Origin of the sequence: Streptomyces gilvus, assembly GCF_022513565.1 — a bacterium.
In the GTDB taxonomy this organism is placed as follows: domain Bacteria; phylum Actinomycetota; class Actinomycetes; order Streptomycetales; family Streptomycetaceae; genus Streptomyces; species Streptomyces gilvus.
Genome location: NZ_JAKWBE010000001.1, coordinates 319,009 through 334,617, shown reverse-complemented (window position 1 = coordinate 334,617; position 15,609 = coordinate 319,009). Strand labels below are relative to the sequence as shown.

The 15,609-nt window shown below is 69.8% G+C and carries 11 protein-coding genes; 5 read left to right on the top strand and 6 right to left on the bottom strand.

The window, feature by feature from the left end:
• Nucleotides 1–7 precede the first annotated feature (7 nt).
• The 3 genes from MKW14_RS01485 to sucC are packed head-to-tail and all read right to left on the bottom strand — an operon-like array spanning nucleotide 8 to nucleotide 3,644.
• Entirely contained in the window at nucleotides 8–1,549 is a 1,542-nt protein-coding gene (locus MKW14_RS01485) for an aldehyde dehydrogenase family protein (protein WP_240858257.1), read from the bottom strand.
• Nucleotides 1,550–1,602: 53 nt separating this feature from the next.
• Entirely contained in the window at nucleotides 1,603–2,502 is a 900-nt protein-coding gene (gene sucD / locus MKW14_RS01480; protein WP_240858256.1) for a succinate--CoA ligase subunit alpha, read from the bottom strand.
• Nucleotides 2,503–2,513: 11 nt separating this feature from the next.
• Nucleotides 2,514–3,644, bottom strand: coding sequence for an ADP-forming succinate--CoA ligase subunit beta (gene sucC / locus MKW14_RS01475; RefSeq protein ID WP_240858255.1), 1,131 nt, complete (start codon nucleotides 3,642–3,644; stop codon nucleotides 2,514–2,516).
• Between the two features lie 144 nt (nucleotides 3,645–3,788).
• On the opposite strand from sucC, the gene MKW14_RS01470 reads away from it, so the two are divergent.
• The 5 genes from MKW14_RS01470 to MKW14_RS01450 all read left to right on the top strand — a co-directional run bounded on the left by MKW14_RS01470 (nucleotide 3,789) and on the right by MKW14_RS01450 (nucleotide 11,860).
• Nucleotides 3,789–5,471: a thiamine pyrophosphate-binding protein gene (locus MKW14_RS01470; protein WP_240858254.1), complete on the top strand. Its 1,683-nt coding sequence runs from the start codon at nucleotides 3,789–3,791 to the stop codon at nucleotides 5,469–5,471.
• Nucleotides 5,472–5,482: 11 nt separating this feature from the next.
• The gene (gene frc / locus MKW14_RS01465; protein WP_240858253.1) at nucleotides 5,483–6,715 is read left to right on the top strand and encodes a formyl-CoA transferase; all 1,233 of its coding nucleotides are present in this window, start codon (nucleotides 5,483–5,485) and stop codon (nucleotides 6,713–6,715) included.
• 4 nt (nucleotides 6,716–6,719) lie between these two features.
• On the top strand, nucleotides 6,720–8,852 hold the full coding sequence (locus MKW14_RS01460; RefSeq protein ID WP_240858911.1) for an acetate--CoA ligase family protein: 2,133 nt from the start codon (nucleotides 6,720–6,722) through the stop codon (nucleotides 8,850–8,852).
• Nucleotides 8,853–9,077: 225 nt separating this feature from the next.
• A complete protein-coding gene (locus MKW14_RS01455) occupies nucleotides 9,078–10,466 on the top strand; it encodes an OFA family MFS transporter (protein WP_240858252.1) in 1,389 nt (462 codons plus the stop codon).
• Between the two features lie 2 nt (nucleotides 10,467–10,468).
• A complete protein-coding gene (locus tag MKW14_RS01450; RefSeq protein WP_240858251.1) occupies nucleotides 10,469–11,860 on the top strand; it encodes an OFA family MFS transporter in 1,392 nt (463 codons plus the stop codon).
• 65 nt (nucleotides 11,861–11,925) lie between these two features.
• Here the strand turns inward: MKW14_RS01450 and MKW14_RS01445 are convergent, their stop codons facing one another.
• The 3 genes from MKW14_RS01445 to eboE are packed head-to-tail and all read right to left on the bottom strand — an operon-like array spanning nucleotide 11,926 to nucleotide 15,606.
• Nucleotides 11,926–12,954, bottom strand: a complete 1,029-nt coding sequence (locus MKW14_RS01445) for a sugar phosphate isomerase/epimerase family protein (RefSeq protein WP_240858248.1) — start codon at nucleotides 12,952–12,954, stop codon at nucleotides 11,926–11,928.
• Between the two features lie 46 nt (nucleotides 12,955–13,000).
• Nucleotides 13,001–14,440 (bottom strand): alkaline phosphatase family protein, encoded by a 1,440-nt coding sequence (locus tag MKW14_RS01440; RefSeq protein ID WP_240858246.1) that lies wholly within the window; start codon nucleotides 14,438–14,440, stop codon nucleotides 13,001–13,003.
• Entirely contained in the window at nucleotides 14,437–15,606 is a 1,170-nt protein-coding gene (gene eboE / locus MKW14_RS01435) for a metabolite traffic protein EboE (RefSeq protein ID WP_240858245.1), read from the bottom strand. The genes MKW14_RS01440 and eboE overlap by 4 nt, the downstream gene beginning before the upstream one ends.
• Nucleotides 15,607–15,609: the final 3 nt, after the last annotated feature.

Sequence of the window (15,609 nt, the reverse complement as noted above, 5' to 3'; positions counted from 1 at the left end):
TCGCCGGTCACGGCATGAGGTGGTAGTCCGGGAAGTTCCCGGGCAGCCGCTCCCCCGCCGGCCCCTGCGTCACGGCCCGCACCAGGAGCTCACCGCCGACGAACGCCCCGCGCCAGGACGCCCCGAAGCCGCCGAAGAGCTCGTCCCGGTCACCTCGTGAGCGGGGTTTTCCGTGGCCGACCTTGAACGCGCGGATCTGCGGTGCCAGCCGGTCGAACGTGGCCCGGTCGTCGGTGGAGAGAGTGGCCACCAGCGCTCCGTTAGAGGCGTTCATCGCGGCCAGCAGCTCCGCCTCCGTGTCGACCAGGACGATGGTGTCGACCGGGCCGAACGGTTCCGCGTGGTGCAGGGGGGACGAGGGTGGCGGGTTCAGGAGGGTGACCGGCTGGACGTACGCCGAGGTGTCCTGGCCGGGCAGGAAGCGGGCGTCGGCCTCGTTGCCGCGGTGCAGCGGCACGGCGCCGCGGTCGATGGCCTCGGCGACCTGGTCACGCAGTTCCTTGGCCTTGGCGGCGTTGACGAGCGGGCCGAAGTCCAGCTCCGGGAAGGGGTCCTCGGGCCGCTCGACGGCGAGCGGGTGGCCGACCCTGAGCGTGCGGACCGCGGGCAGGTACGCCGCCAGGAAGTCGTCGAACAGCTGCCGCTGGACGACGAAGCGCGGGTAGGCCGTGCAGCGCTGCTTGCCGTAGTCGAAGAGCTTCGGGATCACGGCCGCGAGCGCGTCCCAGTCCGAGTGGTTCCAGATGCCCCAGGTGTTGAGTCCTTCCTGTTCGAGTACGTGCCGCTTGCCGAGGTCGGCTACGGCCGTGGCGACGGCCGCACCGGTGTCGCGGCCGCCGACGAAGGAGACGCAGCCGATCTCGGGCGCCCGTACGAGCGCCTGGGACAGTTCGCCTCCGCTGCCGCTGACGAGGGTGGCGGGAATCCCCTCGCGGGCGGCGAGCGCGCAGGCCAGGGTGAGACAGGCGAGGCCGCCGTCGGTCGGGGTCTTGGCGATCACCGCGTTGCCCGCCAGTGCCTGGACCAGCATGGCGTGAACGAGCACGCTCATCGGATAGTTCCAGCTCGCGATGTTGGACACCGGGCCGTCCAGCGGGGCCCGGCCGGCCAGCATGGGCTCGATGCCGTCGACGTACCAGCGCACGCCGTCGATCGCGCGGTCGACGTCGGCCTGGGCGAGCCGCCAGGGTTTGCCGATCTCCCAGACGAGCAGCAGGGTGAGCAGTTCGCGGTGTTCGGTGAGGGCGTCGAGGGTGGCCGCGACGCGGGCGCGGCGTTCGTCGAGGGGGACGTGCCGCCAGGCCCGGTGTTCGTCGAGCGCGGCGCGCACGGCTCGGTGGGCGGTGTCGCCATCCAGGCGGGGCGGGCCGGCGATGGGGCTGCCGTCGACGGGGCTGGTGGCGGGCAGCGCCCGGCCGTCGGCCTGCCAGCCGGCGTTCCAGAGGTTGAGGACGCGGTCGTCCCGGAAGGCCTCGGGGGCCACGGCCAGGCAGCGTTGCCAGGCGTTGGTCCAGGACGTGCCTGATTTGAGGGTGAGGGTGGTTGCCATCGGGTTGCTCCGCTCTCGGTGCACAGTCGGGGGCGGGAGATGCGTGGCTCAGCTCAACCATGAGTGACCGGGGGCCGGTCTTCGAGTCGGGCGAGGACGAGTTTCGCCGTTTCGGTCGGTGTGCTTCCCACACTGACCCCGACCGCCTCCAGCGCCTCCTGCTTCGCCTGCGCGGTGCCGGAGGAGCCGGACACGATGGCGCCCGCGTGTCCCATCGTCCGGCCCTCGGGGGCGGTGAAGCCGGCGATGTAGCCGACGACGGGCTTGGTGACGTGCTCACGGATGTAGGCGGCCGCGCGTTCCTCCGCGTCGCCGCCGATCTCGCCGATGAGCACGATGAGTTCGGTGTCGGGGTCGTTCTGGAAGGCGGCGAGGCAGTCGATGTGTGTCGTGCCCACCACCGGGTCGCCGCCGATACCGACGCAGGTCGAGAAGCCGATGTCGCGGAGTTCGTACATGAGTTGGTAGGTCAGCGTGCCGGACTTGGAGACCAGGCCGATGCGGCCGGGCTTGGTGATGTCGGACGGGATGATGCCCGCGTTGGACTGGCCCGGCGTGATCAGGCCGGGGCAGTTGGGGCCGATGATCCGCGTGCCCTTCGACTTGGCGTACGCGGTGAAGGTGACGGAGTCGTGGACCGGGATGCCCTCGGTGATGACGACCGCGAGGCCGATGCCGGCGTCGGCGGCCTCGACGACGGCCGCTTTGGCGAAGGCCGGTGGCACGAACACTACGGTGACGTCGGCCCCGGTGGCACGAATGCCCTCGGCGACGGAACCGAAGACGGGGACGGCCCGCTCGTCGAAGTCGACGGTGCGGCCCGCCTTGCGGGGGTTGACGCCGCCGACGACGTTCGTGCCGGCGGCGAGCATGCGCCGGGTGTGCTTCATGCCCTCGCCGCCGGTCATGCCCTGGACGAGGACCTTGCTCTCCTTGGTGAGGTAGATGGCCATGTCGGGCTCCTTCAGCCGGCGGTGGCGAGTCGGGCGGCACGACGCGCGGCGCCGTCCATGGTGGTTGCCTGCTGCACCAGAGGATGCGCGCGTTCGTCGAGGACGGCTCGGCCCCGGGTCGCGTTGTTGCCGTCGAGCCGCACGACCAGCGGCTTGGTCAACCGCACGCTGTCCAGGGCCTGTACGATCCCGTCCGCCACGGCGTCGCAGGCGGTGATGCCGCCGAAGACGTTGACGAAGACCGACTTCACGTCCGGGTCGGAGAGGATCACGGACAGACCGTCGGCCATGATCGCGGCGGACGCCCCGCCGCCGATGTCGAGGAAGTTGGCGGGCCGGGCACCGCACCCGGCGACCACGTCAAGGGTCGACATGACCAGTCCCGCGCCGTTGCCGATGATGCCGACCTCGCCGTCGAGCTTGACATAGTTGAGGCCCTTCGCGGCCGCCGCCGCCTCCAGCGCGTCACCGTGCTCCACGTCTGAGGCCCCCCAACGGGTCTGCCGGAAGCGGGCGTTGTCGTCGAGGGTGACCTTGCCGTCGAGGGCGAGGATCTGTCCCCGCGTGGTGCGCACGAGCGGGTTCACCTCGACGAGCAGCGCGTCCTCGCGGACGAGCACCTCCCACAGCCGCACCAGGACGTCGACCGTCTGCGGCGGCAGCCCCGCCGCCTCGGCGATCTCGCTCGCCTTGGCCGAGGTGACGCCCTCGGCCGGGTCGACGGGGATGCGGGCGACGGCCTCCGGGCGACTGGCCGCGACCTCCTCGATCTCCATGCCGCCCTCGGTGGACGCGATGGCGAGGAAGGTGCCGGCGGCGCGGTCGAGGACGTACGAGACGTAGAACTCGCTCTCGATGTCCACGGGTTGGGCCAGCATCACCGTGGTGACGGTGTGGCCCTTGATGTCCGTGCCGAGGATCTGACGCGTGGTCAGCTCGGCCGCGGCCGGGTCCGCGGCGAACTTCACCCCGCCCGCCTTGCCGCGCCCACCGGTCTTCACCTGGGCTTTGACCACCACCCGGCCACCGAGTCCGCGGGCGATCTCGCGGGCCTCTTTGGGCGAGTCGGTGACCTCGGCCCTCGGCACCACGATGCCGTGTTCTTCGAAGAGTTCCCTTGCCTGGTGCTCGAACAGGTCCATTCCGGCTCCTGACTCAAAAGTGCCGCACGCCCCCTGGACACCACCCACCGGATGCGGGATAACAAGGTTCATACAGTATTCGTCGACTGTATGCAATGTACCGCGAGAGCGTTCCAACCCCCTACGAAGGGACAGGACTTCGCCATGCCCGACGACACCCAGGACGTGATTTCCGGCGGTCACCTCGTCGCCAAGGCGCTCAAGGCCGAAGGGGTCGACCGCATCTACACGTTGTGCGGCGGCCACATCATCGACATCTACGACGGCTGCGTCGACGAGGGCATCGAGGTCGTCGACGTCCGTCACGAGCAGGTCGCCGCCCACGCCGCCGACGGCTACGCCCGCATCACCGGCAGGCCCGGCTGCGCCGTCGTCACCGCCGGTCCGGGCACGACCGACGCCGTCACCGGTGTCGCCAACGCCTTCCGCGCGGAGTCCCCCATGCTGCTGATCGGCGGTCAGGGGGCCCTGACCCAGCACAAGATGGGGTCACTGCAGGACCTGCCGCACGTCGACATGATGACGCCGATCACCAAGTTCGCGGCGGCGGTGCCGGACACGGCCCGCGCGGCGGACATGGTGTCGATGGCGTTCCGCGAGTGCTACCACGGCGCGCCCGGCCCCTCCTTCCTGGAGATCCCGCGCGACGTCCTCGACGCCAAGGTGCAGGTGAGCAAGGCGCGGGTGCCCAGGGCCGGCGCCTACCGGGCCTCGACCCGCTCGGCCGGTGATCCCGAGGCGATCGATAAGCTCGCGGACCTGCTGGTGCACGCCGAGAAGCCGGCCATCCTGCTGGGCAGCCAGGTGTGGACGACCCGTGGCACCGAGGCCGCGATCGAGCTGGTACGGACCCTCAACATCCCGGCGTACATGAACGGCGCGGGCCGCGGCACCCTCCCGCCGGGCGACCCGCACCACTTCCAGCTCTCGCGCCGGTACGCCTTCTCGGGCGCCGACGTCATCGTGATCGTCGGTACGCCCTTCGACTTCCGCATGGGCTACGGCAAGCGGCTCTCGCCGGACGCGACCGTCGTGCAGATCGACCTCGACTACCGCACGGTCGGCAAGAACCGCGACATCGACCTCGGGATCGTCGGCGACGCGGGCCTGGTGCTGAAGTCGGTGACCGAGGCCGCCTCCGGACGGATCAACGGGGGCGCGGCCAAGCGCAAGGAATGGCTCGACGAGCTGCGCGCCGCCGAGCAGACCGCCCTCGAGAAGCGGCTGCCGAGCCTCAGGTCGGACGCCTCGCCGATCCATCCGTACCGCCTGGTCAGCGAGATCAACGACTTCCTCACCGAGGACTCGATCTACATCGGTGACGGCGGTGACATCGTCACCTTCTCCGGGCAGGTCGTGCAGCCCAAGTCGCCCGGCCACTGGATGGATCCGGGTCCGCTGGGCACCCTCGGCGTCGGTGTGCCCTTCGTGCTCGCGGCCAAGCAGGCGCGGCCCGACAAGGAAGTGGTGGCCCTCTTCGGCGACGGCGCCTTCTCCCTCACCGGCTGGGACTTCGAGACCCTCGTCCGCTACGACCTCCCCTTCGTCGGCATCGTCGGCAACAACTCCTCGATGAACCAGATCCGTTACGGCCAGGCCCAGAAGTACGGCCTGGAGCGCGAGCGCGTCGGCAACACCCTCGGCGACGTCCACTACGACAAGTTCGCCCAGATGCTGGGCGGTCACGGCGAGGAGGTCCGCGACCCCGCCGACATCGGCCCCGCCCTGCGTCGCGCCCGCGAGTCGGGCAAGCCGTCGCTGATCAACGTCTGGGTCGACCCGGACGCGTACGCCCCCGGAACCATGAACCAGACGATGTACAAGTGAGGTGAACGCCCGTGACCACCAAGGCACTTGAAGGCATCCGCGTCCTCGACATGACCCATGTCCAGTCCGGGCCCTCCGCGACCCAGCTGCTGGCCTGGCTCGGCGCCGACGTCGTCAAGCTGGAGGCGCCGAGCGGTGACATCACCCGCAAGCAGCTGCGCGATCTGCCGGACGTCGACTCCCTCTACTTCACGATGCTCAACTGCAACAAGCGGAGCATCACCCTCAACACCAAGACCGAGCGCGGCAAGGAGATCCTCACCGAGCTGATCCGGCGCTCGGACGTCGTGGTCGAGAACTTCGGACCGGGCGCGGTCGACCGCATGGGCTTCACCTGGGACCGCATCCAGGAGATCAATCCGCGGATCGTCTATGCCTCCATCAAGGGGTTCGGGGACGGCCCGTACACCAACTTCAAGGCGTACGAGGTCGTCGCGCAGGCCATGGGCGGGTCGATGTCGACCACCGGTTTCGAGGACGGGCCGCCGCTGGCGACGGGGGCCCAGATCGGGGACTCGGGCACGGGCGTCCACGCCGTGGCGGGGATACTCGCGGCGCTGTTCCAGCGCGAGCACACCGGGCGCGGTCAGCGGGTGAACGTGGCCATGCAGCACGCTGTGCTCAACCTCTGCCGGGTGAAGCTGCGCGATCAGCAGCGCCTGGCCCACGGCCCCCTCGCTGAATATCCCAACGACGACTTCGGCACCGAAGTTCCCCGCTCGGGAAACGCGTCCGGCGGCGGTCAGCCCGGCTGGGCGGTCAAGTGCGCGCCGGGCGGCCCGAACGACTACGTGTACGTCATCGTGCAGCCCGTCGGCTGGCAGCCCATCAGCGAACTCATCGGCCGGCCGGAACTGGCGGACGACCCCGAGTGGTCGACGCCGGAGGCCCGTCTGCCCAAGCTCAACAAGATGTTCCAGCTGATCGAGGAGTGGTCCTCGACGCTGCCCAAGTGGGAGGTGCTGGAGCGGCTCAACGCCCACAACATCCCGTGCGGGCCGATCCTGTCCACGAAGGAGATCATCGAGGACGACTCGCTGGTCGCCAACGAGATGGTGGTCACCGTCCCGCACCCCGAGCGCGGCGAGTTCACCACCGTGGGCAGCCCGCTGAAGCTGTCCGACTCCCCCGTCGAGGTGACCAGTTCACCGTTGCTCGGCGAGCACAACGAAGAGGTCTACGTCGGCGAGCTCGGCCTCGGCGACGAGGAACTGCGCCTGCTGAAGTCGAACGGAGTGATCTGACGTGATGGCGGAAGACCGGGAGCTGCGGGTGCGCTCGCTCCTCGACACCGTGCGCGCCGAGGGGCGGACCGCGCTGACCGCGCCCGAGGGCAAGGTGATCGCCGACGCGTACGGGATCGCCGTACCGGGCGAGGAGCTGGCCACTGACGTGGACGAGGCGGTCGCGTACGCGGCGCGTTTCGGCGGGCCCGTCGTGATGAAGATCGTCTCACCGGACATCCTCCACAAGACCGACGCCGGCGGTGTGGTCGTCGGTGTCGAGGGCGCCGCGGACGTGCGGGCGGCGTTCCACGAGATCGTCGACAACGCGCGCGCGTACGACGCGAACGCGCGGATCGAGGGGGTGCAGATCCAGGAACTGCTGCCGAGGGGGCAGGAGGTCATCGTCGGCGCGGTGACGGACCCGACCTTCGGGAAGGTCGTCGCCTTCGGGCTCGGCGGCGTTCTCGTCGAGGTCCTCAAGGACGTCACGTTCAGGCTGGCGCCGGTGAGCGCCGACGAGGCGCTGTCCATGCTGGACTCGATCCGGTCGGCGGAGATCCTGCGCGGGGTGCGGGGTCAGGCGGGGGTGGACCGGTGGGCGGTCGCGGAGCAGATCCGGCGGGTGTCCCAACTGGTCGCGGACTTCCCGGAGATCGCGGAGGTCGACCTCAACCCCGTGATCGCGACCCCGGAGGGCGCGGTCGCCGCCGACATCCGCGTCATCCTCGCCGAGAAGCAGCCGCCACCGCGCAGGAGGTACACGCGCGAGGAGATCCTCACCTCCATGCGGCGGCTGATGCAGCCGTCGTCGGTCGCCGTGATCGGCGCCTCCAACGAGCAGGGCAAGATCGGCAATTCGGTCATGCGCAACCTCGTCGACGGAGGCTTCGCCGGGGAGATCCATCCGGTGAACCCCAAGGCCCATGACATTCTGGGCCGCAAGGCGTACAAGAGTGTCACCGACGTTCCCGGTGAGGTGGATGTGGCGGTCTTCGCTATCCCCGCCAAGTTCGTGGCCTCGGCCCTGGAGGAGGTGGGACGCAAGAAGATCCCCAACGCCGTGCTGATCCCCTCCGGCTTCGCGGAGACCGGCGAGCACGAACTCCAGGCGGAGATCGTGTCGATCGCCGAGCGGCACGGCGTCCGCCTCCTCGGCCCCAACATCTACGGCTACTACTCGACCTGGCAGGACCTGTGCGCCACGTTCTGCACGCCGTACGACGTCAAGGGCCCGGTGGCGCTGACCTCCCAGTCCGGGGGCATCGGCATGGCCATCCTGGGTTTCGCCCGCACCACGAAGACGGGTGTGTCGGCGATCGTGGGCCTCGGCAACAAGTCCGACCTGGACGAGGACGACCTGCTGACCTGGTTCGGCGAGGACCCGCACACCGAGTGCATCGCGATGCACCTGGAGGACCTCAAGGACGGCCGCGCCTTCGTGGAGGCCGCGCGGGCGACCGTACCGAGGAAGCCGGTCGTGGTCCTCAAGGCGGGCCGTACGGCGGCGGGCGCGAAGGCGGCCGGGTCGCACACCGGGGCGCTTGCGGGCGACGACGCCGTCTACGACGACATCCTGCGGCAGGCCGGCGTGATCAGGGCGCCCGGGCTGAACGACATGCTGGAGTACGCGCGCGCGTTGCCGGTGCTTCCCGCGCCGCAGGGCGACAACGTCGTGATCATCACCGGGGCCGGCGGCAGCGGTGTGCTGCTGTCCGACGCGGTGACCGACAACGGTCTGTCCCTGATGGAGATCCCCCCGGACCTGGACGAGGCGTTCCGGCAGTTCATCCCGCCGTTCGGGGCCGCGGGCAACCCGGTCGACATCACGGGCGGCGAACCGCCGTCGACGTACGAGGCGACGATCCGGCTCGGTCTGGAGGATCCGCGCATCCACGCGCTCGTCCTCGGCTACTGGCACACGATCGTCACTCCCCCGATGGTCTTCGCGGAGCTCACCGCGCGCGTGGTGGCCGAGTTCCGCGAGCGCGGGATCGAAAAGCCCGTGGTGGCCTCCCTCGCGGGTGACGTCGAGGTCGAGGAGGCCTGCCAGTACCTCTACGAGCGCGGGGTCATGGCGTACCCGTACACCACCGAGAAGCCGGTGGCCGTGCTCGGCGCGAAGTACCGCTGGGCGCGGGCGGCGGGGCTGCTGTGAGGCCGGCGGACACGATGCACCGGCCGGGGGCCCGGGGGTCGGCCCCCGGGCGTGACACAGCCCGCTGGGCCCGGGCCGCGGGGCTGTTGGGGGGCGGTTCATGAGGTGACCCACGCGCGGGGCCGGCCGACAGTGCGGTCGGCCGGCCCTCGGGACCCGTGCGCACACGAAAGGCATTGGACAGGGGGCGCTGGCCAGAACTTTCGACGCAAGGGGCACTCAACCATGACAACGACCGACTGTTCGGCGTCCGTCCCCTACAGGGAGGTGAGGGACCGCAACGGCCGCGTCTACCGGATCGGCGAGAGTGATGTCGATCTGATGGGCCGCAGGCGCAGGTGGATGGTCGTCCTGCCCTGGGTGGGCATGATGGGCATCAGCTCCGCCGAGTACGCGTTCACCTCGGCCGAGGACACGCTCCACGAGGCGCATCTGTGGAGCAGCGGACACATCTTCTGGCTGATGGGCGTCTGGGTGTTCTTCCAGGCGGCCGTGGCCTTCCCCGCCGGACAACTGCGCGAGAGCGGACGGCTGCCCGCGCGTACGGCGATGTTGATCGGCGCCGTCGGCACGATGCTGGGCTATCTGTCGCTGGCGTACGCGCCGAACGTGGCCGTCGCCTACTTCGGTTTCGGGATGTGCAGCGGCATCGGCGCCGGTCTCGTCTACGCGACCTGCGTCAACATGGTCGGCAAGTGGTATCCGGAGCGCAAGGGCGGCAAGACGGGCTTCGTCAACGGCGGTTTCGCCTACGGGTCCGTGCCCTTCGTCTTCCTGTTCACCTCCTACATGGACCTCGGCAACTACCGGACCGTGCTCGCCTGTGCGGGCATCGGACTGTGCCTGCTGGTGGCCTCGGCCGGCTGGTTCTTCAAGGACCCGCCGAAGAACTGGTGGCCGCCGCACGTGGACCCGCTGAAGCAGACCGACGACCCGAAGATCCGCCGGGCGCTGGAGAAGAACCCGCCGGCGGTCAAGCAGTACACCCCGAGGGAGGCCGCCCGTACGCCCGTCCTGTGGATGATGTGGTTCTGTCTGCTGTGCACGGCCGGCATCAATATCTTCGGCATCGCCTTCCAGGTGCCCTTCGGCAAGGACATGGGCTTCGCCGGCGGGATCGTGGCCACGGCGATGTCCCTGAAGGCCATCGTCAACGGCACCGGGCGCGGGGTCATCGGCTGGATCTCCGACCGCTACGGCCGGCGCAACACGCTGATCATCGTGTGCGTCGTGCTGGGCACCGCGCAGTTCGGCGTGCTGGTGTCCGGCCAGATGGGCAGCATGCCGTTCTTCCTGTTCTGCTCCATGGTCTCCGGCTTCGGCGGCGGGGCGATCTTCCCGCTGTTCGCGGCCATGACGGCCGACTACTTCGGTGAGAACAACAACGCCACCAACTACGGAATGGTCTACAGCTCGAAGCTGATCTCCGGGCTCGTGGGCTCCGGTCTGGGCGCCGTCGTCGTCGGCGAGTGGGACTACCACGGCGCGTTCGTCCTGGCCGGCTCCATCGGCCTGGCCTCCGCGGTACTGGCGCTCTTCCTCAAGGCCCCGGGCCGGCCCAGTGCCCGTCGCATCGTCCCCAACCCGCACCCGCTCGGCGAGGAGATGGCATAAGCATGACAGCAGATCCGCTCTCGGCCGACACGGCAGCCGCACACCGTCCCTACCGTGAGGTGACCGACTCCAACGGCCGCGTCTACCGCGTCGGTGAGACCGACCGGGACATCCTCGGCCACTCCCGCAAGCTCATGGTGTACCTCCCGTGGATCGCCATGATGGCCATCAGCGTCTCCGAATACGCGTACGGCTCCGCGGAGGACACCCTGTCCCACGCGCACGGCTGGACGCAGTCCAACACCTTCTGGATCCTCAGCGTCTGGGTGTTCTTCCAGGCGGGCATCGCCTTCCCGGCGGGCTGGATGCGCGAGAAGGGCATCCTGACGGCGCGCAGGGCCATGTACATCGGTTCCGGCATGTGCCTGGTCGGCTTCCTCGCCCTGTCGCACCTGAGCAACGTGTGGCTGGCCATCCTCGGCTTCGGCGTGGTGGGCGGCCTGGGCTCCGGTCTGGTCTACGCGACCTGCATCAACATGGTCGGCAAGTGGTTCCCCGAGCGCCGGGGCGCCCGGACCGGCTTCGTCAACGGCGGCTTCGCCTACGGGTCGCTGCCGTTCATCTTCATCTTCAACTACGCCTTCGACACCGGGAACTACCACCGGGTGCTGGACCTGATCGGCTGCTACGTCATGATCGTGGTCGCCGGATGCGCGATGTTCTTCAAGGACCCGCCGAAGAACTGGTGGCCCGCGGACATCGACCCGCTGACGTTCGCCGGCAGCCAGAAGAACGCGGCGAGCCTGGCCAAGAACCCCCCGGCGGTACGGCAGTTCACGCCGAAGGAGGCCATCAGGACGGGCATGCTGCCGCTGATGTGGGTGGCCATCGTGATGACCGCCGGTGTGTCGATCTTCGGGATCTCCTTCCAGGTCGACTACGCCAAGGACGTCGGCTTCGGCCCGCTGGTCGCGGCGTCCTCCATGGGCGTCATGGCGGTGATCAACGGCATCGGGCGAGGGGTCGTGGGCTGGCTGTCGGACAAGTGGGGCCGCAAGTCGACCCTGGTGTTCGTCATCGTCGTGCTGGGTCTCGCCCAGTTCGGCGTGATCCTGGCGGGTGAGATGAAGAGCGAGTGGCTTTTCCTGTTCTTCGCCTTCCTCTCCGGCTTCGGCGGCGGCGCCTTCTACCCGATGTTCGCGGCGCTGACCCCGGACTACTTCGGGGAGAACTACAACGCCACCAACTACGGCCTGGTCTACAGCGGCAAGCTGGTCAGCGGCCTCTTCGGCGGCGGCCTCGGCTCCATGGTGGTCGCGGCCTGGGGCTACAACGGGGCGTACGCCTTGGCCGGCGGCGTTTCCATGGTCGCGGCGGCGATCGCCCTGCTGCTGCGGCAGCCGGGGCGCAGCGGCTCGGACGTGCTCACGGCGCAACCGCAGCCCGCGAGTTGACGGCACGCGCGCCTGAGGAAGCCCTCCCCGGGTACGGGGAGGGCCTTTTCACGCCGGCGTACGGTTCAGCACTTCTCGCGCAATGAGTGCAGGTACGCACTGGAGCGGCGCGCGAAGGTGAACGACTCGGCGGGCTGGTCGTGTTCGGTCTGCCAGTGGTGGGCCAGGCGCTCACCGCGGAGCCGGGTCACGGCGGAGATGAACTTCTGGTAGTCGATGTCGCCGTCGCCGACGTCCACCATGCGGTAGCCGAACTGGTTCGACGGATCGCTCACCCCGTCCTTGACGTGGAAGAGCGGGTAGCGGTGCGGGTGTCTGAGGACGTAGTCGAGGGGTTCGAAGGGTGCGGGGCTGCCATCGGGCCGCTTGGAGAAACGGAACTGGCCGGCGTAGGCCCAGAAGATGTCCATCTCCAGGAACACCAGGTCGGGGTCGGTCTCCGCGAGGAGCACGTCGTAGAGGCGGACCTTGGGGTTGTCGGCGGCGAAGGAGAACTCGTCGGAGTGGTTGTGCTGGTAGAACTTCATGCCACGTGCCTTCGCCGCCGCGCCGTAGGTGTTGAACTCCTCGGCGGCGCGCTTCCAGGCGTCGACGGTCGAGCCGTAGCGGAACGGTCCGGAGGCGGTGCCGATGTGCTTGAGGCCCAGTGCCTGGGCGTCGTCCAGGACCTTGGTGAGGTTCTGGGCGAAGGTGTAGGCGTTCGGGTCGTCGGAGTAGTAGCCGACGTGGCTGCCGATCGGGGTCAGACCGTGGTTGCGGGCCAGCCGGCGGAGCTGGGCGAGGGTGATGGGGCCGGCCGAGCCCTGCGTGTATCCGGCGAACTCGACCTCGTCGTACCCGTACTTCTCCAGTTCGGCGAAGACGGGCCCGAAGCCGAGTGTGGAGACCTTGTCGCGCAGGCTGTAGAGCTGGATGCCGAGCCGGCCGGGCGGCAGGACGGGGCGGCCACGGCCTGCGGAGGCGGACTCGGCGGCCGTCGCCGGGGACGCGGCGCCGAGCAGGGCCGCCGCGGTGGCGCCGGCGGCCACGCCGAGCATGCCTCGTCTGGTCAGGCGGTGGGTGAGTTCGGGATCGGTCTGGGAGATGCGGCTCATGCCTGGAACTCCTCGGTGTCGGAGGGCGTTGTCAGTGGTGAGTGCTTCACTGGGGACCAGTCGCAACGGACGGGTCCTGCGGGGCCGGTCGGTCCAGACCGGCGAGGTGGAGCAGGAGTGACTTCACGTCGGTGGCCGCGAGGCGGTCGCCGACGGCGCGGGGGGTGGAGCAGATGAGGAGCGGACCGTCGTCGTCGCTCGTGGGAAGGCGGCCGTGGCTGCCGCGAATAGGTGACGGGTCGAGGGGCACGACCGCCATGCGGTAGCGCAGGCCGAGTTTCTTGCGCGCGAGTGCGGCCGCGGCCTTGACCCTGACGTAGGGGTCGAGTGGGTCCATGAACAGCTCGGCCGGGTCGTAGCCGGGTTTGCGGTGGATGTCGACGAGTCGCGCGAAGTCGGGCGCGCGGGCGTCGTCGAGCCAGTAGTAGTACGTGAACCAGGCGTCCGGTTCCGCGACGGCGACGAGTTCGCCGGAACGCGGATGGTCGAGGTGGTGGGTCTTCTTGCCCTCGTCGTCGAGGAGCCGGTCGACGCCGGGCAGGTCGGCCAGGGCTTGCCGGGTGGTGTCGAGGTCCTCGGGTCGGCGCACGTAGACGTGGGCGATCTGGTGGTCGGCGACCGCGAAGGCACGGGAGGCCATCGGGTCCAGGTACTCCATGCCGTCCTGGGTGTGCACTTCCAGGAGGCCGGCGCGGCGCAGGGCGCGGTTGATGTCCACGGGCCGGTCGGCGCGGGTGATGGCGTACTCGGACAGGGCGACGACGATGCGGCCCTCGGCGGCTGCGTCGTCCAGGAGCGGGGCGAGGGCGGCGTCCAGGTCGGTGGCCGCCTTGCGGGAGCGCGGGTCGTCGGGGCCGAAGCGTTGCAGGTCGTAGTCGAGGTGAGGGAGGTAGCACAGGGCCAGGTCGGGGTGGCGGGTGCGCAGGATGTGGCGGGTCGCGTCGATGATCCACTGGCTGGAGACCAGGTCGGCGCCGGGGCCCCAGAAGTGGAAGAGGGGGAAGGTGCCGAGTTTCTCGGTGAGTTCGTCGTGCAGGGCCGGGGGCCGGGTGTAGCAGTCGGGTTCCTTGCGGCCGTCGGCGTAGTAGACGGGACGGGGAGTGAGGGTGATGTCGGTGTCGGCGCCCATGGCGTACCACCAGCAGATATTGGCGACCGTGTAGCCGGGGTGCGCGCGGCGGGCTGCGTCCCAGAGCTTGTCGCCGGCGACCAGGCCGTTGTGCTGGCGCCACAGCAGGACGTCGCCGAGTTCGCGGAAGTACCAGCCGTTGCCGACGATGCCGTGCTCGGACGGGTGGGTGCCGGTGAGGAAGGTCGACTGGGCGGCGCAGGTCACCGCGGGAAGGACGGTGCCGAGCGGGGCGTGGGAGCCGGATCGGGCGAGCTTCTCGAGGTGGGGCATGTGGTCGAGGAGACGGGGGGTGAGGCCCACGACGTCCAGGACGAGGAGGGGGGTCGGGCTGGTCGGGGCCCGGTGGGTGCTCATGGCAGTTCCTTGAGGCCGAGGTCGGTCAGCAGGTCGCGGGCGAGGGTGAGTTCGGCGGCGATTCCGTCGGCGAGTTGGGCGCGGCCTCGGGGCCGGAGTTCGGGCGGGAGGGCCTGCCAGGTGTAGGTCTCGACTTCGAGGTGGTGGGTGAGCGGGTGCGGGCCGCCGACCAGCCGGGACAGGGCGGCCCGCAGGACGGGGAACGTGGAGGTCAGGGGCGCGGCGGGGGCCGCGTGCAGAGGGACGTGGAAGTGGGCTCGCCAGGGTGCCGTGTCGGGCAGGGCACCGGAGGCCAGGGCCTCGCCGAGGTCGTCGGTGCCGTGCGGGCCTGCCGCCGCCAGGGTGCGGGTCTGGTGCAGGAAACGGGGTTCGTCGAAGGCCGCCAGGGCGGCACGGACGGCGGGGAGACGGGGGTGTTCGGCGTGCAGGGCGGCGGAGAGCTGGGATTTGACGATGGGGACGCGTGCTTCGGTGAGCGCGTCCAGGGCGGTGTGCGGATCCTCGAAGGAGGTGGCGAGGTGGCAGGTGTCGACGCAGACGCCGATACGGTCGTGGCCGATGCGGGTGAGCGGGTCGATCGCGTCCCCGGTGGTCTCCACGACGCAGCCGGGTTCCGGCTCCAGGCCGACGCGGATCGACCGGCCGGTCAACTCACAAAGGGCGTCGAGGCGTTCGGCGAGGGTGACGAGGGCCGTGCGGGCCTTCTCGGCGCGGTCTTGGGCATAGGCGGTGCGCCAGGCGAGCGGGAGGGTGGAGATGGTGCCCTCGGTGACGTCGTCGGGCAGCAGCCCGGCGAGGATGCGGGCCAGGGCGGTGGTGTGGTCCAGGCGTTCGGGGTCGGCCCAGTCGGGCTTGTAGACGCGGTACTTGACCTCCTCGGCGCCGAAACCCTCGTAGGGGAAGCCGTTGAGGGTGACCACCTCCAGTCCTCGGCGGTCGAGTTCGGTGCGCAGGCCGCGCAGGGCGGAGGGGTCGGTGACCAGGGCGTGCGCGGCGTCCTTGGCGAGCCAGAGGCCGATGCCGAGACGGTCACGGCCGAGGCGCCGGCGGACGGGTTCGCAGTGTTCGCGGAGCTGGGCGAGGACGCCGTCGAGGGTTTCGGCGGGGTGGACGTTGGTGCAGTAGGCGAGGTGGACGGTGGAGCCGTCGGGGTGGCGGAATCGCATGGC